This window comes from Schaedlerella arabinosiphila, from assembly GCF_003885045.1.
Classification (GTDB): domain Bacteria; phylum Bacillota; class Clostridia; order Lachnospirales; family Lachnospiraceae; genus Schaedlerella; species Schaedlerella arabinosiphila.
This window is the reverse complement of the sequence record NZ_RHJS01000002.1, coordinates 320,657-341,375: the sequence shown is the minus strand read 5'-3', so window position 1 is coordinate 341,375 and position 20,719 is coordinate 320,657. Positions and strand designations below refer to the sequence as shown.

Sequence of the window (20,719 nt, the reverse complement as noted above, 5' to 3'; positions counted from 1 at the left end):
TCCCATAATTCCAAAGCCCTATCAATGATCGGCAGGATTATCCAGTGAAATATCAAATTCGTCGCTTATTTCTACAAGCGTTTTGATATCCGGATAGCTTTTTTCGTTTTCCCAATTGGATACCGTTTGTCGTGTTACATGAAACAATTTTGCAAAATCCTCCTGTGTCATTTTTCTTTGTTTTCTGATTTCGATAATTATTGCCGCGATATTCATGTTGTTTTCCTCCTTCCTTACTTCTATTATCCCTTTTTTCTGTAAAAAGTCCAGCAATCAGCCTTTGCACTCATGGTACCAATGGCGCAAATCCCATTTGCGGGCCGTTTTTCTTTCTCATTTCCATGAAAATTTCCGATTCTACCGCCGGTAGGTGTCCATTTTTCAAGAAATCTGGTATCATAGACAGCAGAACAGGAGGTTTTGCACTATGGATCAGACCAAAATCGGCGGCTTTATTTCCGAACGCCGCAGGGCCAACGGGTGGACGCAGAACCAGTTGGCAGAAATGCTTGGAATCACAAACAAAGCCGTTTCCAAATGGGAGACAGGACGTTCCATGCCGGATCTGTCTTTATTTCCGCAGCTCTGCAATCTTCTGGGAATCACGCTGAATGAATTGTTTGCCGGCGAATGCATCCCGGAAGGAAATTTGAGAGAAAAGACAGACGAAGTCCTGCTGGAAGTAATCACAAACTGGCTGGGACATAATCAGTGGGATGAAGACGTACCGCCCGCTGCGGAAAATGCCCTGGAGGTGTGCGGTGTTTCCAAAGTCTACGGCTCAGGAGACGCGCCGACCCAGGCAGTAAAAAACGTCAGCTTTCAAATCCCCCGCGGCAGCTTCACCGGAATTATGGGGGCATCCGGCTGCGGAAAAACGACGCTGCTCCATCTGATCGCCACCATCGACAAGCCCACCGGCGGCACTGTCCGAATCAGCGGCAGGGATGTGACGGCTCTCTCTGAGTCCGAGGCAGCCAGATTCCGCCGGGAACACCTGGGCTTTGTCTTTCAGGAGTACAATTTACTGGACACTTTGACGATCTATGAAAATATCGCGCTCGCCCTGACCGTAAAAGCTGCCCCGAAAGATACGATTCGAAAAACCGTTCTGGATGTCTCCGAAAAGCTGGGAATCTCCTCTGTATTGGATCAGTTTCCCTATGAGGTATCCGGCGGGCAGCGGCAGCGCTGCGCCTGTGCAAGGGCCCTGGCGGCAGACCCGGACATTCTTCTGGCGGACGAGCCAACGGGCGCCCTGGATTCCCAGGCTGCAAGACAGCTTCTGGATACCTTTTCCATGCTCTCCAGAGAATACGGCGTAACCATTTTGATGGTCACCCACGACGTTTTGTCGGCCAGCTGCTGCGACCGGATCTTTTTTATGCAGGACGGGGAAATCCGGACGTCCATGAGCAGGAATCAGGAAAACAGACAGGCTTTTTTTGCAGGCATATTGGAAAAAATGGCATGGATGGAGGAGGAAAACAGAGATGTACGCTAGACTGGCAATCCGCAGCGCAAAGCGCTCCTGGGTCGATTATCTTTTATATATTGCCGCCATGGTGATTCTGCTGGCCGTTACGGAGGTCTCCGGCTGCATTGCCGTTATGGGAAAAACCGCAGGATTCCAGGCTGCCTCCCTGCCTGTGCTGATCGCTGTGATCCTGATCGCCCTGGTTGGCTATATCAACGCATTTATGCTGAAGCAGCGCGCCCGGGAACTGGCAAACTATCTGCTGCTGGGTATGGAAAAAAACAGGCTGTCTCTGCTGTTTCTCGCGGAATTTCTTCTGATCGGTTGCTTCTGTTTCCTGGCAGGCACGGCCGCCGGATTCGCCCTCTGCCGCGCCTTGGTCTTGCCGGCCTTGGATAGGGGTATGGATTATCTGAAAATGACGCCCTCTGCACTTTATGCAAGAAGCCTGCCGCACACATTTTTCTACTTCTGCCTTGTGGAAGCGGTCTGCGCATTTCAGCTATATGGGCGTATCCGCAGGCTGCAGATCCGGGAACTGATGTATGAGAAAAAGCGGAATCAGACAATGAGCCGCACATACAACCCGAAAAAATGGGGTCTGGTCTTCCTGGCCGGCTTCGGATGCCTGGCGGCGGCTGTGTGGGGAATCGCATTTCTGCCGGAGCATTCTGCCGGTTTCCTGATATCCGTTGCCGCAATTCCGCTGTTCATCACGGTGTTCGCTTTTTATCAATGGCTGTTCGGGTTTCTGTACGCACTCAGACGGGAAAAGTCCGCCTCTCTGTACCAGACAAACAGACTGTATATCCTGGCGGAAATCACCTCCGATTTTCAGACCCACGCGATCCTAAACACGGTTTTCTGCCTGTGCTTTCTGTTCTCTGCAATGAGCTTCATCGTAGGGAGATTCATGCTGCGTCCGGAGCTGGCCCTCTTTGAGCGGAGCGTCCAGCAGTGGATGGGCCTGGTACAGGTCAGCCTCTGTGTGGTCTTTCTTGTCATTTACTTTTCCATGCTGTCCCTGCAGCAGCTCATCCAGATCAGGCAGGAAGCGGAAAGTCTCCGGATTCTGTACTATATCGGCCGGAGCGCCCTGCAGCTCAGGCATCTGTCTATGCAGCAGACCGCGGTTCGTCTGTCCCTGCCGCTGCTGATCGCCCTTCCGGTTTTTGTGCCCTGCGTACCGCTTTTGAACCGGAAATTAAACTGCCTGCTTCCGGGCACGCTGCACAATATATTGTTCCGGTTTACCGGCGAATACCTGCTGTGTACATTCTTATTTTATACCTGCTATTTCCTTGCAGTATACCTTATGAGCAGGCGGTATATGGAATAGCCCGCCGCAGCCAGTGCAGCCTTGCAGAACTCACGGCGGCGCGCATTCACTGCACGGCATCCGGCTAATTCCGTGATCGGACGCTCATGCAACCGGATATTGACAAAATGCATCTTTCAAAATATAGTAAAATACAGCAGGATCTGATATCCTTTTCCCATCATACAGGCAGCCCTGCCTTATGAAAAACCATAAACACGGAGGAATAAACAGCATGAATCTTGGTGAAAAAATCTTGAAACTGAGAAAGGAAAAAGGACTCTCACAGGAGGCTCTGGCCGAGCAGCTCGGAACAACCCGGCAGGCGGTCAGCAAATGGGAAAACAATCAGGGATACCCGGAAACGGAAAAGCTTTTACAATTATCCAATGTCTTTGAGGTATCTACGGATTTTCTGCTGAAGGATGAAAAAGTCAAGACAGAGAGCGACGAAAAAGGCTACTATGTGAGCAGGGAATTTGCATTGGGATATATTTCCAACGGTAAAAAAGAAAATCTCTGCGTTGGCCTGTGTTTGATGTTCTGGGCATTCAGCGGGATTCCATATATCATGTTTTCCGGCAGCCGTACCTGGCAGCTCCTGGGAATCGCCGTATGTGTCATTTCAGGGATCATTGCAATGATCGCCGGAATGTTCACGGAGCAGTACAAGTATAAGGTCTTGAAGCAGGAGCCGCTGATCTTTGATTATGAGGTTTTAAAAGAATTATCCGCAGAGTACCGGATCATCGAAAAAAAATGCCGGCTGCTGGCAGTTCCCAGCCTTACTTTATTTATCATGGGGATTCTCGCAATCGTATTTACCGGAAACGGGTTCATCCCCTGGACCAATTACCATTCCCTTGTTTTCCTCGGGTTCGGGTTCGGACTTTTTGGGTTTGTTTACTCAGCGGGTCTCATGGAGATCTATGAATTGCTAATCCATAATGAGCAGTATTCCTCCAGCCTGCTGTTTAAGCTTCGAAAAAAGGCTCGAAATAAAATAGACAAACTGTAAAAAGGCAGAAATGGTTTTAGATGAACATCAAAACAAAAAAGACAGCCAATTTCTGCCAGCTTGTGATGGGGGGGAGCGCTTCCGTTAGCCCCCCTTCACTTTACATTTCATTTTTCTCAAACAAATGCCGGATCAGCATATGGCCTTTCTCCGCCATGATCCCGCTCTCCTGCCCGGTCTTTTCATCATACCGGACTGCTCTGCCGCCCAGATCCGCAGTACTGTCATACAGCAGATAGGGAACCGGGTCCCCTACATGGGTACGCACCCGAACCGGGGTCGGATGGTCAGGTAATACCAGCATACGGAACTCTATGCCGTCCGCCTCCAGCGTTTCCGTGATCGGGCCGATGATCTGCTCATCGATCCGCTCAATGGCCGTGATCTTGTTCTCAAAGCTGCCCTGATGCCCCATCTCGTCCGGAGCTTCAATATGTATATATACAAAATCCGTATCTTCCCGGAGCGCCTCGATGGCCGCCTGCCCTTTTCCCGCATAATTCGTGTCCAAGCCGCCGTTGGCGCCTTCCACGGTGATATTGCGCATTCCTGCGCCCACCGCGATGCCTTTCAGAAGATCCACGGCAGAGACCATGGCCCCTTTGAGGTGATGCTCCTCCTCAAAGGAAGTCAGCGCAGGCCGGGTGCCTGCCCCCCAGAACCAGGCGGAATTGGCCGGATTGAGCCCCTTTTCCTTCCGCTTCACATTGATGGGATGGCTGGAGAGGATCTCATAGCTCTTCACCATCATCTCCCGCAGCACCGGATCCTGGGGAAGATATTCCCCGATCCGCCGGGTCAGGATATCGTGGGGCGCGGTCAGCTCCACCACTCTGCCCTGCTTCCAGATCAGCAGATGGCGGTAGCTGGTGCCTGCATAGAACTCGTATCCGTCCCGTCTCAGCCCTTCCTTCAGAGCTTCGATCAAAACCGCCGCGTCCCCGGTGCTGATCTCTCCCGAACTGTGATCCAAGATCCGCCGGTCCTCATAGTTGTCTTCTTCCTCGGACAAAGTCACCACATTGCAGCGGAATGACACGTCGTCCTCTTTCATATCCACCCCGATGCTCAGCGCTTCCAGCGGAGAACGCCCGGAATAGTATTTTGACGGATCGTATCCGATGACCGACAGATTGGCCGTATCGCTGCCCGGGGACATGCCTTCCGGCACCGTCCGCACCATGCCGATCTCGGAGCGGGGCGCCAGCCTGTCCATATTCGGCGTCCGGGCGGCTTCAAGAGGGGTTTTTCCATCCAGCTCCTGCAGCGGTTCATCCGCCATCCCGTCACACAAAACAATCACATACTTTTTCATCATACCCACTATCCTTCCACACGGATTCTGTGAAGAATGCCCGGAAATTCTTTTGCATTTTCCTCATATACACGCTCTGTAAGCACGCCGGTCAAAAATCCAAATTCTCCTTCCAGGCCGTCTGCCCGGATGATCTCCACCGGACCGAATTTACTTTCCACATGGGCCTTGAGAGCCTCCGGCTCCCCGGAAATCCTGACAAAGAACCGTTTGCTCGTATCTTCAAAAGGAAGCAGCTCCAGCTTGTCGCTCTTCCACATGGTCATGATGTTCCTGTGGAGATGCTTTGCCTCGTCCACCACATCCGCCACAACCGCGCTGGCGGTGGGAAGCTTGCCTGCCCCGCTGCCGTAGAACATAGCGTCCCCAAGGACATTTCCATGTACAAAAATGGCGTTGAACACATCGTTGACGCTGTACAGCGGGTGTTCCTTTCTCAGCAGGTACGGCGCCACCATGGCCTGCAGGAGGTCCCCCTGCCGTTTGCTGGTGGCCAGCAGCTTGATGGTCATTCCCATTGCCTTCGCATACATCATATCCTCTTTGGAAATCTTCGTGATGCCTTCGGTGTAAATGTCTTCAAAGTCCACCTGCTGCCCGGAGATCAGGGAGGACAAAATGGCAATCTTTCTGCAGGCGTCATATCCTTCCACATCCGCTTCGGGATTGCGCTCCGCATAGCCCTTCTCCTGCGCTTCCCTGAGCACGTCGTCGTAATCCGAACCCTCGTAAAACATCTTGGTCATCATATAATTGGTGGTTCCGTTCAGGATTCCCGTAATCTCTTCAATCTCGTCGGCCGTCATCGAGGAATTAAGCGGACGGATAATCGGAATCCCGCCCCCTACGCTCGCCTCGAACAGGAAATTGATATCCCGCTCCCGCGCAATCGACAAAAGCTCCGCCCCGTGCTTGGCAACCAATGCCTTGTTCGAGGTAGCCACACTCTTTCCGGCAAGAAGGCACTTTTTCACAAAGGTATAAGCCGGTTCGATGCCGCCCATGACCTCCACTACGATCTGGACCTCCGGGTCATTGACAATGGTGTCAAAATCATGGACGATCTTTTCCTGAATCGGATCCCCCGGAAAATCCCGCAGATCCAGTACATATTTGATTTGAAGCTCGTCTCCGATCCTCTGGTTGATACGCGCGCCGTTGGTATTGATCACTTCCACCACGCCGGAGCCCACCGTACCGTATCCCATTACTGCTATATTTACCATTTTTTCTCCCTTTCCTTATAATTGATATTTTCTTCTTTGTGTCGTTTTCCTGCGGACACATACTGATACCATCCGTATGCAGAACAGCAGACCTTTCAAATGTCTGCTGTTCCTTTCTATTATTTTATTGTCCTTATTTACCGGAAGCCCCCAGATAGGCATTGATAAACGGATCAATATTTCCGTCCATCACGCCGTTCACATTGCTGATCTCCGCATTGGTCCTGTGATCCTTGACCATGGTGTAGGGCTGCATCACATAGGAGCGGATCTGATTTCCGAAATTGATATCCTTCACATCCCCGCGGATATCGGACATCTTCTCCGCCTGCTCCTGCTGTTTCAGCAGATACAGCTTGGATTTCAGCATCTGCATGGCCTTGTCTTTGTTCTGATGCTGGGAACGTTCATTCTGGCACTGCACCACAATCCCGGTCGGAAGATGGGTAATCCGGATTGCCGAGGAGGTCTTGTTGATGTGCTGGCCTCCTGCACCGCTGGAGCGGTATGTATCAATCCGAAGATCATCGTCATTGATATCAATCTCAATGTCATCCTCAATATCCGGAATCACGTCGCAGGAAGAAAACGACGTCTGCCGCTTGCCCGCCGCATTAAACGGGGAAATCCGCACCAGACGGTGTACCCCCTTCTCCGAACGCAGGAAGCCATAAGCATTCTCACCGGACACCTCAAAGGTCACGCCCTTGATCCCGGCCACGTCTCCTTCCAGATAGTCCAGGACTTCCAGAGAAAAGCCTTTCTTCTCCGCCCACCGGCTGTACATCCGGTAGAGCATCCCGGTCCAGTCGCAGGACTCGGTTCCTCCGGCTCCCGCGTGCAGTGTCACGATGGCGTTGCTCTTATCGTACTCTCCCGTCAGAAGCGTCTGAATCCGCAGTTCCTCGAACTCCGCCTTGAACCGCTCCAGCTCCTCCTGGATCTCCGCAATGGTTCCTTCATCCGGCTCCTCCTCGCTCATCTCAATGAGAAGCCCCAGATCCTCATGATCCGAAAACATGCCCTCGATCTGCTTGACCGAGTCCTGAAGGCTTTTCAGCTCCTTCATGGTATGCTGGGATTCCTCCGGACGGTCCCAGAAGCCCGGTTCTTCGATATTTCTTTCCAGTTCTTCGATTCTTTCCTTCTTTGACGCTAAGTCAAAGTGAATCCCTCAAATCTTTCAGCGGTTCTTCATATGCAAGCAGAGTTGCTTTTAATTCGTCTAATAAAACCACCTTAATCACCTCTTTCTTTTAATAAAAATTTATTTTCTTCCGCAGCATTGCTTATACTTCTTGCCGCTTCCGCAGGGACACGGATCGTTGGGGTAGACCTTCTTCGTGTCACGCCGCTTTGGCGCGCGCACGGCGCTGTCATCCTTGTTGGTGCCGGTCACCTTGGCAACCTGCTCCCGCTCCACCTTCTGCTCCACCCGTACATGGAACAGGGTGCGGATGGTAATCTCCGCGATGGCATTGGTCATTCCGCCGAACATGTCGTATCCCGTCATCTTGTACTCTACCAGCGGATCTCTGTTGCCGTATGCCTGCAGGCCGATGCCCTGACGGAGCTGATCCATATCGTCGATGTGATCCATCCATCTTCCGTCGATGGCCTTGAGCAGTACCACACGCTCCAGCTCCCGGATGTGCTCCGGCTCCGGGAACTCCGCTTCCTTCGCCTCGTACGCCTTGACCGCGCGTTCTTTGAGCAGGTGCTTTAACTCTTTCTGCTGCATGTCCTCTATCTCCTTTGCAGGAGGGATCACGAGCTGCGGGATCACACCGTGAAGCGCCACATCCAATCCGGCCAGATCCCATTCTTCCGAATCCACTTCCGCCGATACATGCCGATCCACCGTATTCTCCACAAACTCGGTGATCATATTGTAAACCGTATCCCGCATGCTCTCTCCGTCCAGCACCCGGCGGCGTTCCCCGTAGATGATCTCACGCTGCTCGTTCATGACCTGGTCATATTCCAGCAGGTTCTTACGGATTCCGAAGTTGTTGCTCTCAATCTTCTTCTGTGCTTTCTCGATAGCGCCGGAAAGCATCTTATGTTCGATCTGTTCGTCCTCTTCCACACCCAGCGTATTGAACACGCTCATCAGCTTCTCGGAACCGAACAGACGCAGCAGGTCGTCCTCCAGGGAAATATAGAAACGGGATTCACCCGGGTCTCCCTGACGTCCGGAACGTCCCCGGAGCTGATTGTCGATTCGCCTGGATTCATGCCGTTCCGTACCGATGATCTTCAAGCCTCCGGCTGCCTTGGCCTGGTCGTCCAGCTTGATATCCGTACCACGGCCCGCCATGTTGGTGGCAATAGTCACCGCGCCGTGGACGCCCGCGTCGGCTACGATCTCCGCCTCCATCTCATGGAACTTGGCGTTCAGGACATTGTGCGGGATTCCCTGCTTTTTCAGCATCTTGCTCAAAAGCTCCGACACCTCGATGGTAATGGTGCCCACCAGCACCGGCTGCCCGGTGGCGTGAGCCTCTTTGACCGCTTCCACAACGGCCCGGTACTTTCCTTCCTTCGTCTTATAAACCGCATCGTCCAGATCCTTTCTCTGGACCGGAAGGTTGGTCGGGATCTCCACGACGTCCATCCCGTAAATATCCCGGAATTCCTTTTCCTCTGTCAGCGCCGTACCGGTCATACCGCTCTTCTTCTCGAATTTATTGAACAGGTTCTGGAAGGTAATGGTGGCCAGGGTCTTGCTCTCCCGCCTTACCTTCACATGTTCCTTCGCTTCAATGGCCTGATGGAGTCCGTCGGAATAGCGCCGTCCCGGCATGATACGGCCGGTAAATTCATCGACGATGACCACCTCTCCCTCGGGAGTCACCACATAATCCTGATCCCGGAACATCAGGTTGTGGGCCCGCAGCGCCAGGATGATGTTGTGCTGAATCTCCAGGTTCTCGGGATCGGCCAGGTTTTCCACATGGAAGAACTTCTCCACCTTCTTCACGCCGTCCTCCGTCAGGTTGACGGATTTTTCCTTTTCATTGACAATGTAGTCCCCGGTCTCTTCGATTTCCTCTCCCATGATGGCGTTCATCTTGGAAAATTCACCGCTGGCCTCCCCGCGCTCCAACTGCCTTGCCAGAATATCGCAGGCTTCGTAGAGCTTGGTAGACTTGCCGCTCTGCCCGGAGATAATCAGCGGGGTTCTGGCCTCGTCGATCAGAACCGAGTCCACCTCATCAATGATCGCGTAATTGAGCCCCCGCTGTACAAGCTGCTCCTTGTAAATGACCATGTTGTCACGGAGGTAATCAAAGCCCAATTCGTTGTTTGTCACATATGTGATATCACAGTTATATTCCTTGCGCCGCTCGTCGTTGTCCATGCTGTTCAGCACAACGCCCACCGTCAGCCCCAGAAATTCATGTACTTTTCCCATCCACTCCGCGTCACGCTTTGCCAGATAGTCATTGACCGTGACAATGTGTACGCCCTTTCCGGACAGCGCGTTCAGATAGGCCGGCAGGGTGGACACCAGCGTCTTGCCTTCTCCGGTTCTCATCTCCGCAATCCTGCCCTGGTGCAGGATCACACCGCCGACCAGCTGTACCCGGTAGTGCCGCATCCCCAGGCTTCTCACCGCCGCTTCCCTGACTGCCGCAAATGCCTCCGGCAGAAGGTCGTCCAGAGTCTCGCCCTCCTCCAGGCGTTCCCGAAACTCCCTGGTCTTGGCCCTGAGCTCATCATCGGTAAGCGCCTGCATCTCCGGCTCCAGCGCTTCGATCCGGTCTACGATCGGGTAAATACGCTTCAGTTCGTTTTCGCTGTGCGTACCAAATATTTTCTCTATCAAACCCATAATCTGCAATTAACTCCTTCTTCTGTTTATTCAGATTGTATTTTAACACTAACTTCCCTCAAATTCAACAGATTCATAGTTTCCAGTAAACTTTTCTGCCAGTTTTTCAATGATGATTCCTTTTCGCTCATTAGGCATTTCCTCATCTTCTATCTTTACATTTCATTTATTCTACAACTTATCTTATATCAAATCCTGTGGATTTTCAAGTTGTTTTCATTCTGCAAAGCTCCCGGTAGGGGATGTTTCCTCCAAACAGATCCAGGGCGCTCCCGATGGTAAAGTCCAGGCGGCCGCCGCTAATCCTCCGGAAATGCTCCAGCTCTTCCATGCTGCCGATGCCCCCCGCATAGGTCATATCCGCCCCGTTCCACTCTGCCAGCATACGGACCAGGTCCTCCTCCACGCCGGAGGACTTTCCCTCCACATCCACCCCGTGGATCAAAAATTCACCGCACTCCCCCGCCAGCATTTCCAGCGTTCCTCTTTCCAGCTTAACCGATGTAAAGGTCTGCCAGCGGTTTGTCACGATGTAGTACGCCCCGTCCCGTTTCCGGCAGCTCAGATCCAGAACGATGCGTTCCCGGCCGACCGAGCGTTTCAGTTTTTCCAGGTTTTCTCTCTGAAAGATTCCGTTTTGGAATACATAGGATGTGACGATCACATGGCTGGCCCCCGCTTCCAGAAACGCGCCCGCATTCTCCGCCGTGATCCCGCCTCCGATCTGCAGTCCCCCCGGGTACTCCCCCAGTGCAAGGGCCGCCTGCTTTTTGTCCGCCTCATAGTAAGGAGAATCCGGGGCGTTGAGAAGGATCATATGCCCGCCGGTCAGCCCGTCCTTTTTGTACAGCTTCGCATAGTAAGCCGCGTCCAGCTCCGAAGCAAAATTGGTCTCAGCCTGATCCCCCTGGTCGTTCAGGCTGCCCCCTACGATTTGTTTTACCTTTCCGTTATGTATGTCAATACAGGGTCTGAACTTCATGTGTTTCTCCCATCTATGGAAAAAGGAGCCGTCCTGCATCTTCGGCTCCCCTGCCATTGTTCACAATTCTTATCTGTCTCTGACGTCATCCGCCATATCGTCCACACCGTCCCGCACATCGTCAATGGCGTCCTCTATCACGCCGTCTCCGTTGTTTCTGTCGGTGGTTCCGTTATCTGTACCGGTTCCATTATTGCCGTTTGTCCCGTTATTCCTGTCCGTTCCGTTGGTGGTATTCTGATCGGCACCGTTGTTCTTATCTGTCCCGTTGATCGTGTCGTTTCGGTTGGTGTTGTTTTTGTTTCCGCCGGTGGCGTCATTCATGTTTTCGTCCCGGTTGGTATTGCCCACGTTCTCTGTATCTGTCTGATCCGCGCCGTCGGTATCCTTATTCCTTCCGCAGGCAGTCATACTGCCGATTACACCGGTACATACCATTAATAATAGAAGCTTCTTATATTTTTTCATCGTTTTTTCTCCCTTTCAAAAATATTTTTCATACATGTAATATCTGCAAAACCCTTCATATTATGTATGGAAAATTTTTCCAGGGATCAAACATCATATAGATTGAAAAAATCCCAAAACAATCAGCGTTTCTCTTTGATCTCGCCGCTCCGGTACGCCGCGAGCAGCTCCTCCAGATCCGCGATACGCTCCCGCAGCTCCTTGCCGGCGTCCGTATCACCCACAAGGCGACGTTCCATGACCCGCTTGATGATCACGCTCTCGGAATGGATGTCGCTTTCCCGCTGAATCGCTCCCTCCGTGGATTCAAACGGTTCGTGGGCCACCAGCCGCAGCCCGTAGGAGTTATAGATCAGCGTATAGCCCGCGATTCCGGTCTCCTTCTGGTAAGCCTTGGAAAAACCGCCGTCAATGACCATCACCCTTCCGTTGCATTTGACCGGGTTCTCCCCGTTTTTGCTCTTCACCGGAACATGGCCGTTGACAATGTAGGCGCTCTCCGGCGGAAGGCCAAATTCCCGCATCACTTGGTCGATCACCTCTTCATCTTCCAGAAGCTTATAATACGGATTTTTCTTTTCCACATGGGTTTCCTTTTCCGCCAGAAAATACCGCTCGAAGGTGGCCATCTTGTCTTTGCCGAACAGCGGGGAATCCGGGCTCAGCCAGATATACCACATGATATCCTTTCCGTTCTCCCGCTCCTGTTCATCCAGCGAAAAAAATCCCTTGCGCACGTAGCGGTCCAGCGCGTCATACAGAGATCGCCCCCGGAAGGTATGTCCGAACAGGGTCACCTCCCGCAGGCTTCCGTCCTCGTTGAGGGGCACGCAGCCATGGTACAGCAGGTTGTTGTTGTGCACCTTGTACAGATTGCCTTTTCTGAGCAGAAGCTGCATGTGCTCCTGCAGCTTCTCGCATCCCGTAAACGCCCGTTCCAGGCGCTCCATGACCTCCTCTTCCTCCCCGGACAAAGCATACGGGTCCTTGGGGTCAATGGTTGGGAAATTCATATCCAGCATTTGGTATTCCTTCCCGTCCAGCGTGATGGTTCCCTTCTCATAGTCAATCCGGTGAAGCATCCCCCGGTCTTCCATGTGAAAGTCTTTCTGACGCCGGACGATCTGTCCCTCCACCTTGAACTGGATCACGGAGATCGCCTTGTGAATCCGCAGGTTCATCTCCATCTCCGCCCTGCTGATGGTGTCGTCCTGGCCTTTCAGCGCAAAACAGGTACATGGGTCGGTCTCATACATCCGGATGGCGAACGAAGCCAGAGGCAGAAGGTTGATGCCGTACCCGTCCTCCAGAATGTCCAGGTTGCCGTACCGGGCGCAGATCCGGATGGCATTGGCAATACAGCCCCACTGTCCCGCGGCCGCGCCCATCCAGAGCACGTCATGGTTTCCCCACTGGATATCCAGGGAATGGTAGTTCATCAGCTTGTCCATGATGATATGCGGTCCGGGCCCCCGGTCATAGATGTCCCCCACGATATGGAGGTGATCCACCACCAGCCGCTGGATCAGGGAGGAAATGGCCGCAATAAAGCCTTCCGCCCTGCCGATCCGGATGATGGTCATGATGATCTCGTTGTAGTAGGATTCCTTGTCGTTGACCTCCGCCTTCTCCGTGATCAGCTCCTCAATCACATAGGCAAAATCCTTCGGCAGAGCCTTGCGCACCTTGGAGCGTGTATACTTGCTGGCAGCCCGCTTGCTCACCTCGATCAGACGGTACAGGTTGACCTTGTACCAGTCTTCCATGTTGTCCTCGTTCTTCTTCACGATCTCCATCTTCTCTTTGGGATAATAAATCAGCGTCGCCAGCGACCGTTTTTCCTTTGAACTCAACGTATTGCCGAACACCTCGTCGATCTTGCGGCGGACAGACCCTGACCCGTTTTTCAGCACATGCGCAAACGCCTCATACTCCCCGTGCACATCCGTGATAAAATGCTCCGTCCCCTTGGGCAGATTTAAGATTGCCTGCAGATTGATAATCTCTGTAGATGCCTCCGCAATCGTCGGGTAGAGATCCGACAGCCTCTCCAGATATCTTGTTTCCAAATTCTTCATCAAAAAGTCCCTCTTTGTATTCTTATCCAAATCTCCCTGGGGAGATAAAATTCTTTCTATATTAATGCTGATCCTGCTTAAAATTGGATCACATCGCTCATGTCGTACATCCCGGCCGGCTTGCCCGCCAGGAATTTGGCAGCTTCCACCGCGCCCTTGCCGAACACGCTTCTGGAAAAAGCCGTGTGCTTAAACTCGATGACCTCGTCCACGCCTGCAAAAATGACTTCATGCTCTCCCACGATGGTTCCCCCGCGGACCGCCGAGATCCCCATCTCCTTCTTCTCACGCTTCCTACGCACCTGGCTTCTGTCATATACGTACTCGTATTGCCCGCCCATTGCATCATTGATGGAGTCCGCCAGCGCCAGCGCCGTACCGCTGGGCGCGTCCAGCTTCTGGTTGTGATGGCGTTCCACCAGCTCTATGTCATAGCCCGCCGGAGAGAGCACCTTTGCCGCGTCCTTCAAAAGCTTTAGCAGCAGATTGATCCCCATGGACATGTTGGCGGACTTCAGAATCGCCGTTTTCTCAGAGGCTTCCGCGATCTTGCCAAGCTGCTCCTCGGAATACCCGGTAGAACACAGCACCGCCGGAACCTGTTTTTCCACACAGTACGCCAGCACCTCCTCCAGCGCCGCCGCCGTGGAGAAATCAATCACCACGTCTGCACAGACGTCACACTTTCCGATGGAGTCAAAAACCGGGTAGGGGTTCTGAGGCTCCTGAAATTTGTCCACCCCCGCCGCGATTGTAATCTCCGGGTCCTCCTTCACCAGGCCGGTGATCATCTGTCCCATCCTTCCGTTGCATCCATGCATCAAAACATTTACCATGTTGTTTTCCTCCTGTGATTGTATAGTTCTTCTGATCAAAATTCCCTACGATAAATCAGCATAAATAAAGGATATCATATTTGAGAAAATTCCTCAATAAATGATATCCCTTTCACAAACATTTTTGCTATTTTTTTATTCTTCCTCCGGACATTCCAGCTTGCTGACGGACACCTCGTATGCCGTCCGCGTCTCCGTTTCCGTCTCCGATATCTTTTTCACATAATCGCGGCTCTGTATCCTGCCCAGTATCCGGACATGCTCCCCCACCTCGAAGCCGGACGCGTAACGCGCGTTCCTGCCCCAGCAGATACAGGGGATATAATCCGATTTTCCATAGGGCCGGTTCACTGCCAGCAGCAGGTCCGCAATCTCCCTGCCAAGTGGCGTCTTCCGGTAGATGGGCTTTTTACAGATGTAGCCCTCCAGCAGGATATGGTTGGTCTTTGCCCCGTCCAATTCCTCTTCGATAAATTCTGCCTCCCGGACAAACACGGACAGCACCAGGCGGTTTTTCTGTTCCTCATGCCTGTTGTAAGAACGGAACTGCCCGGATACCATAATAAATTCTCCGGTATAATCCTGTGTCACATCAATCAGCCGTTCTGAGATCATCAGCGGGATTCGGTCCTCGGAATTGCTCAGCCGGCGCACCAGCACGTCTACCATGTAAAATCCTTCTCCAAAGACTTCATGGCTGTATGTAAATCCTGACGCCACCTCACCCATGATCGTTACCTGGTTGTTTTCAATAATCTTATCTGACATAATTTATAGGTCTCCCTTCCTCTTTGCGGTATTTTTAAGTCACTACTAATTTTATGTACAGCCCCCGGCATATAGAACAAAAATGCCCCCTAAATCGTTCGACATTTTCCCTCGACAATTTTCCTCTTTTTTTCCGCAATATTTTATGTTAGAATGAGTACGCTGTAAATTTGCAGGACAAACGCCTTATTTAGCCCTGCAAAACCCTGCTGCAGCCCGCCGGATATGAGACGGGTCCGCAGCCGTTATACTTTATTGACTTTGGAAAGGTAAGGTATCAGATTATGAAGACAACACGAGAAGACGTAAGAAATATTGCAATCATTGCCCATGTAGACCACGGAAAGACGACCCTGGTGGATGAGCTTTTGAAACAGAGCGGCGTGTTCCGCGAAAATCAGGAAGTGGCGGAGCGTGTCATGGATTCCAACGACATTGAGCGGGAACGGGGCATTACGATCCTGTCCAAAAATACGGCCGTAAGCTACAAGGGCACCAAGATCAACATCATCGACACCCCGGGACATGCCGATTTCGGCGGGGAGGTGGAGCGCGTGCTTAAGATGGTCAACGGCGTCATCCTGGTGGTGGACGCCTTCGAGGGGGCCATGCCTCAGACAAAATTCGTGCTCAGGAAGGCGCTGGAGCTGGATCTTCCGGTCATCGTATGCATCAACAAGATCGACCGCCCCGAGGCCCGTCCTGATGAGGTGATCGACGAAGTCCTGGAGCTGTTCATGGACCTGGACGCTTCCGACGAACAGTTGGAATGCCCCTTTGTCTACGCTTCCGCGAAGGCAGGTGTGGCGGTTCTCGACCTGACGGACGAGGAAAAGAACATGGAACCGCTGTTCGAGACCATCCTGAACTATATCCCGGCCCCGGAGGGAGACCCGGACGCGCCCACCCAGGTACTGATCAGCACCATTGATTACAATGAATACGTGGGACGGATCGGCGTCGGCAAGGTGGACAACGGCACCATCGCCGTGAACCAGGAGATGCTGCTGGTCAACCACCACGACCCGGACAAGCAGAAAAAAGTAAAGATCAGCAAGCTCTATGAATTTGACGGGCTGAACAAGGTGGATGTAAAGGAAGCCGGCATCGGCTCCATCGTGGCCATCTCCGGCATCTCCGACATTTCCATCGGGGATACTCTGTGCTCCCCGGAGAATCCGGCTGCGATCCCCTTCCAGAAGATCTCCGAGCCCACGATCTCCATGCAGTTTATCGTCAACGACAGCCCCTTTGCCGGACAGGAGGGCAAGTACGTCACCTCCCGGCACATCCGCGACCGTCTGTTCCGGGAACTGAATACCGACGTCAGCCTCCGGGTGGAGGAAACGGAAAACGCCGACAACTATAAGGTTTCCGGCCGTGGGGAGCTCCACCTTTCCGTCCTGATCGAAAATATGCGCCGGGAAGGGTACGAGTTCGCGGTGAGCAAAGCCGAAGTCCTGTACAAGACCGATGAAAGCGGAAAGAAGCTGGAGCCCATGGAGGCGGCCTTCGTGGATGTCCCGGATGAATTTACGGGCACGGTCATTGAAAAGCTCAGCCAGCGGAAAGGGGAGCTGCAGGGCATGAACAGCATCGGCAGCGGATATACCCGGCTGGAATTTTCCATCCCGGCCCGGGGACTCATCGGATACCGGGGCGAATTTCTGACCGACACCAAGGGAAATGGAATCCTGAACACCAGCTTTGACGGATATGCCCCCTACAAGGGTGACATCCAGTACCGGAAGCAGGGCTCCCTGATCGCCTTTGAGACGGGAGAGTCCGTCACATACGGACTGTACAGCGCCCAGGAGCGCGGCTCCCTGTTCATCGGCCCCGGTGAGAAGGTCTATTCCGGGATGGTGGTAGGCCAGAACGCAAAAACGGACGACATCGAGCTGAACGTCTGCAAAACCAAGCACCTGACCAATACCCGTTCCTCCAGCGCGGACGAGGCGCTCCGCCTGACCCCGCCCCGTATCCTGAGCCTGGAGCAGGCGCTGGACTTTATCGACACGGACGAGCTTCTGGAGGTTACTCCAAAGTCTCTGCGCATCCGGAAGAAGATCCTGGATTCCAGACTGCGCAAGCGCAGCAACCAGAACAATCAAAAATAATTGGTGCCTGCCCTTCGGCCTGATATGGGCCTGCCGGGCAGGAACACCCTTTCCCTGGAGGAGGCAGCCGCACAATGAAAGAATATATGACTTTGTTTTTAAAGCGACTGACAAATTTACTGGAGTACGTCATCGCACTGATCCTGGCAGTCGGAATCCTCATCATGACCTTCCGTCTGATCATGACCTTCGGCAATCTGTCGGACTATAACAAATATCCGAATTATGACGATCTGCTGACCACCTGCTTTAACCTGGCAATCGGAATCGAGATGGTGCGCATGCTTTATTTCCATTCCCCCCAGACCATGTATGAGGTCCTGCTTTTTGCCATTGCAAGGCAGATCATCATTGACCACTCCTCTCCGATCAACAGCCTGATCGGCGTGGTCTCCATCGCCATCCTGTTTGCCACCCGCAAATTCCTGTTCGTGGCCTTTGACGAATCCGATAAGATTCTCTTCCGCGCCAGCCAGAAAGTACGCAGCGTCAACCGTCTCATCCATCTCAATCTGCCTTATGAGGAGAACGAGACGCTGCGGGACATCATCCTGAAAAAGCTGCAGGAGGACGAAACATACCCGGGGGTCGGGGCGTGCGTCTATTTTTCGGACTGCGCCCTGCGCATCGCAAAAATCACAGACGGGAAAATTACAAGAATTGAAGTGATTCGTTCTATACATTGACTCCTTTTCATGCTATAATAGGGATAAGTCTAATATGAGTAAAGGAGTTGATCTGCATGAAATTTATTATCAGTGGAAAAAACATTGAAGTAACACCTGGACTGAAAAGCACAATTGAACAAAAACTCAAAAAACTCGAAAGGTATTTCACTCCTGAAACGGAAATCATCGTTACGCTCAGCGTTGAGAAGGAACGGCAGAAAATCGAGGTTACCATCCCTGTGAAGGGCAATATCATCCGTTCCGAGCAGACAAGCAATGACATGTACGTATCCATTGACCTGGTAGAAGAGGTGATCGAACGTCAGCTCCGCAAGTATAAGAACAAGCTGGTCGCGCGGAGCCAGGGCCATCCCACAGCCGCGTCTTCACCAAGCGATTTTAAAAAGGAATTTTTCGAATCAGAGGATGAGGTGGAAGAAGACGGCGAGATCCGGATCGTGCGTACCAAAAAGTTCGGAATCAAGCCCATGTTCCCCGAGGATGCCTGCATCCAGATGGAACTGCTCGGCCACAACTTCTTCGTATTCAGCAATGCCGAGACCGACGAGGTCAATGTAGTATATAAAAGAAAAGACGGCGCCTTCGGCCTAATCGAACCGGAATTTCATTAAACATTCTGAACAGCAGCAATATAAAACAAGGCTCACTGGCAAGTTCACTTGTCAGTGAGCCTTATTTTATATTGCTATTGGGCGGAACGCCCAAGAACCACAGACAGGAGCTGCGCCAGCAGCGGATAGTCTGCGCAGCAGACGGGTCTGTGGTCTCTGCTGTGTCCCCCCTGAACCACCCCTTTTCCCGCCCCCTACCAACTCCCTGCATATCCTTCTAATTCCCCCCTACTTTCAAAACACCACCATTCTCCCCTCAACACAAGCAAACCAGCACTCCTTATCCCGGCTAACCACCGCCTGCCCATTGGTCGCCTCCGTGATCTCTTCCCTAAGCGCCTTCTCCTCCTCCGCCGAAACCAGCGCAGAAAGTGTCACAGCCTCCCCATAGTCCGCGTCAACCGTCTGCAGCCCCCGCTGTGCCAGAAGGTACTGCAGCTTTCCCAGTCCCGAATAGTCTGTCCCGATCTTCATCAGATACCCTTCTGTCTTCGTGATCAGAGTACTGGCCTCAATCCCCGCCTGCGCCGACTGCGTATAGGCCCGCACCAGCCCGCCGGTTCCCAAAAGCGTCCCGCCGAAATACCGGGTCACGACCACCAGCACATTTTTCAGTTCATGCCCCCGGATCACCTCCAGGATCGGCTTTCCGGCCGTCCCGCCCGGCTCCCCGTCATCGCTGAACCGTTCCTGCACCTGGGCCCCGCCGATGACATACGCCCAGCAGTGATGACGGGCATCCCAGTATTGCTTTTTGATATTCCCAACGATCTCCGCGGCCTCTTCTTCCGTTTCCACCGAAAATACTTCCCCGATAAAACGGGATTTTTTTTCTACGATCTCCCCTTTTCCGCCCTCATATACTGTCCGGTAGTTCATCTCTTTCTAACACCTCTCCGCAATTTCATACAGCAGCCGCTCCGAGTCTGCCCATCCCAGACAGGGATCTGTGATCGACCGGCCGTAAACATGATTGCTGCATCCGATCTCCTGGCGTCCCTCTTCAATGTAGCTTTCAATCATAACCCCTTTCACAAGCCTGCGGATCTCCCTGGAATGTGCACGGCTGTGCAGGACTTCTTTTACAATGCGGATCTGCTCCTTATACCGCTTTCCGGAATTGGAATGGTTGGCGTCGATGATGCATGCCGGATTTGCAAGCTTCCTTTCCTGATACATCTCCCAGAGCCGCATCAAATCCTCATAGTGGTAGTTGGGAAGCGTACGCCCGTACTGGTTGACCCCGCCCCGGAGGATCACATGGGCATACGGGTTGCCGCTTGTAGTGGCATCCCACCCCCGGTACAGGAAGTTATGTCCGTGCTGTGCCGCCACCACTGAATTGAGCATCACGGAAAAATCCCCGCTGGTTGGGTTCTTCATCCCCACCGGAACCTCAATGCCGCTGGATACCAGACGGTGCTGCTGGTCTTCCACGGAACGTGCACCCACGGCCACATAGGATAAGATGTCGGACAGGTAACGGTAGTTCTCCGAATACAGCATCTCGTCCGCCACCGGAAGCCGAAACTGCTCCAGCACCCGCATATGCAGATGGCGGATTGCAACCAGGCCCGCCAGAAGGTTGGGCGCTTTTTCAGGATCCGGCTGATGGAACATCCCCTTATACCCTTCGCCGGTGGTCCGCGGCTTATTGGTATAGACTCTCGGCACCAGGATCACCTTATCCCGGACAGCCTCCTGGATGGGCACCAGACGGCTGATGTAATCACACACCGCCTCCTCATTGTCCGCCGAACAGGGGCCGATAATGACTATAAACCGGTCGCTCCTCCCACTGATGGCATCCTGCAGCTCCCGGTCTTTCTCTTCCTTGCACTTCGCCACTTCCGCGGAAACCGGATACAGCTCCTTGATCTCCTTCGGAGTGGGTAATTTTTTTTCCATATGAAAACTCATGTACTATTCCTCCTGAAAAGCGGCACAGCCAAAAGAGTTTGACTATGCCTGCTTT

18 protein-coding genes are annotated in these 20,719 nt (G+C 52.8%); 6 read left to right on the top strand and 12 right to left on the bottom strand.

The genetic code is table 11. From position 1 onward, the window contains the following. Positions 1 to 21: 21 nt before the first annotated feature. Complete coding sequence (locus EBB54_RS02200) at positions 22 to 216, bottom strand: helix-turn-helix transcriptional regulator (protein WP_125126162.1); 195 nt, start codon at positions 214 to 216, stop codon at positions 22 to 24. Positions 217 to 427: 211 nt separating this feature from the next. Between EBB54_RS02200 and EBB54_RS02195 the strand changes: the two genes are divergently transcribed. From EBB54_RS02195 to EBB54_RS02185, 3 genes are all read left to right on the top strand, one after another. After that, on the top strand, positions 428 to 1,504 hold the full coding sequence (locus tag EBB54_RS02195; RefSeq protein WP_125126161.1) for an ATP-binding cassette domain-containing protein: 1,077 nt from the start codon (positions 428 to 430) through the stop codon (positions 1,502 to 1,504). Continuing rightward, complete coding sequence (locus tag EBB54_RS02190; protein ID WP_125126160.1) at positions 1,494 to 2,816, top strand: FtsX-like permease family protein; 1,323 nt, start codon at positions 1,494 to 1,496, stop codon at positions 2,814 to 2,816. The genes EBB54_RS02195 and EBB54_RS02190 overlap by 11 nt, the downstream gene beginning before the upstream one ends. A 214-nt stretch (positions 2,817 to 3,030) precedes the next feature. Then, positions 3,031 to 3,813 carry a helix-turn-helix domain-containing protein gene (locus tag EBB54_RS02185; RefSeq protein WP_125126159.1) on the top strand — a complete coding sequence of 261 codons (783 nt, stop codon included), beginning with the start codon at positions 3,031 to 3,033 and terminating at the stop codon, positions 3,811 to 3,813. Positions 3,814 to 3,913: 100 nt separating this feature from the next. Here EBB54_RS02185 and EBB54_RS02175 read toward each other — a convergent pair whose 3' ends face one another. The 9 genes from EBB54_RS02175 to EBB54_RS02135 form a co-directional block, all read right to left on the bottom strand. Continuing rightward, positions 3,914 to 5,131 (bottom strand): cofactor-independent phosphoglycerate mutase, encoded by a 1,218-nt coding sequence (locus tag EBB54_RS02175; RefSeq protein ID WP_125126158.1) that lies wholly within the window; start codon positions 5,129 to 5,131, stop codon positions 3,914 to 3,916. 5 nt (positions 5,132 to 5,136) lie between these two features. After that, positions 5,137 to 6,354: a homoserine dehydrogenase gene (locus EBB54_RS02170; protein ID WP_125126157.1), complete on the bottom strand. Its 1,218-nt coding sequence runs from the start codon at positions 6,352 to 6,354 to the stop codon at positions 5,137 to 5,139. A 133-nt stretch (positions 6,355 to 6,487) separates the two neighbouring features. Further along, a protein-coding gene (prfB, locus tag EBB54_RS02165) for a peptide chain release factor 2 (protein WP_125126156.1) occupies positions 6,488 to 7,592 on the bottom strand; the annotation gives its coding sequence in 2 pieces (ribosomal slippage) (positions 6,488 to 7,516 and positions 7,518 to 7,592; 1,104 coding nt in all). Positions 7,593 to 7,621: 29 nt separating this feature from the next. Next, positions 7,622 to 10,192 (bottom strand): preprotein translocase subunit SecA, encoded by a 2,571-nt coding sequence (secA, locus tag EBB54_RS02160; protein ID WP_125126155.1) that lies wholly within the window; start codon positions 10,190 to 10,192, stop codon positions 7,622 to 7,624. Between the two features lie 205 nt (positions 10,193 to 10,397). Continuing rightward, positions 10,398 to 11,174, bottom strand: coding sequence for a phosphoribosylformimino-5-aminoimidazole carboxamide ribotide isomerase (gene hisA / locus EBB54_RS02155; RefSeq protein ID WP_125126154.1), 777 nt, complete (start codon positions 11,172 to 11,174; stop codon positions 10,398 to 10,400). 69 nt (positions 11,175 to 11,243) lie between these two features. Next, on the bottom strand, positions 11,244 to 11,642 hold the full coding sequence (locus EBB54_RS02150) for a hypothetical protein (RefSeq protein WP_125126153.1): 399 nt from the start codon (positions 11,640 to 11,642) through the stop codon (positions 11,244 to 11,246). Positions 11,643 to 11,764: 122 nt separating this feature from the next. Beyond that, complete coding sequence (locus tag EBB54_RS02145) at positions 11,765 to 13,720, bottom strand: fructose-1,6-bisphosphatase (RefSeq protein WP_125126152.1); 1,956 nt, start codon at positions 13,718 to 13,720, stop codon at positions 11,765 to 11,767. Positions 13,721 to 13,797: 77 nt separating this feature from the next. Beyond that, entirely contained in the window at positions 13,798 to 14,556 is a 759-nt protein-coding gene (gene dapB, locus EBB54_RS02140; RefSeq protein WP_125126151.1) for a 4-hydroxy-tetrahydrodipicolinate reductase, read from the bottom strand. Positions 14,557 to 14,691: 135 nt separating this feature from the next. Continuing rightward, the gene (locus EBB54_RS02135) at positions 14,692 to 15,324 is read right to left on the bottom strand and encodes a single-stranded DNA-binding protein (protein WP_004082859.1); all 633 of its coding nucleotides are present in this window, start codon (positions 15,322 to 15,324) and stop codon (positions 14,692 to 14,694) included. Between the two features lie 284 nt (positions 15,325 to 15,608). Here EBB54_RS02135 and typA point away from each other — a divergent pair, with 284 nt between their 5' ends. The 3 genes from typA to hpf all read left to right on the top strand — a co-directional run bounded on the left by typA (position 15,609) and on the right by hpf (position 18,744). Beyond that, entirely contained in the window at positions 15,609 to 17,444 is a 1,836-nt protein-coding gene (typA, locus tag EBB54_RS02130) for a translational GTPase TypA (RefSeq protein ID WP_125126150.1), read from the top strand. Positions 17,445 to 17,518: 74 nt separating this feature from the next. Then, positions 17,519 to 18,130, top strand: a complete 612-nt coding sequence (locus EBB54_RS02125) for a transporter associated domain-containing protein (protein ID WP_004082862.1) — start codon at positions 17,519 to 17,521, stop codon at positions 18,128 to 18,130. Positions 18,131 to 18,186: 56 nt separating this feature from the next. Then, positions 18,187 to 18,744 (top strand): ribosome hibernation-promoting factor, HPF/YfiA family, encoded by a 558-nt coding sequence (gene hpf / locus EBB54_RS02120; protein WP_004082864.1) that lies wholly within the window; start codon positions 18,187 to 18,189, stop codon positions 18,742 to 18,744. Positions 18,745 to 18,978: 234 nt separating this feature from the next. Here hpf and EBB54_RS02115 read toward each other — a convergent pair whose 3' ends face one another. Then, the gene (locus EBB54_RS02115) at positions 18,979 to 19,623 is read right to left on the bottom strand and encodes a YigZ family protein (protein ID WP_125126149.1); all 645 of its coding nucleotides are present in this window, start codon (positions 19,621 to 19,623) and stop codon (positions 18,979 to 18,981) included. Positions 19,624 to 19,629: 6 nt separating this feature from the next. Further along, positions 19,630 to 20,664, bottom strand: coding sequence for a 3-deoxy-7-phosphoheptulonate synthase (locus tag EBB54_RS02110; protein ID WP_004082868.1), 1,035 nt, complete (start codon positions 20,662 to 20,664; stop codon positions 19,630 to 19,632). Positions 20,665 to 20,719 lie beyond the last annotated feature (55 nt).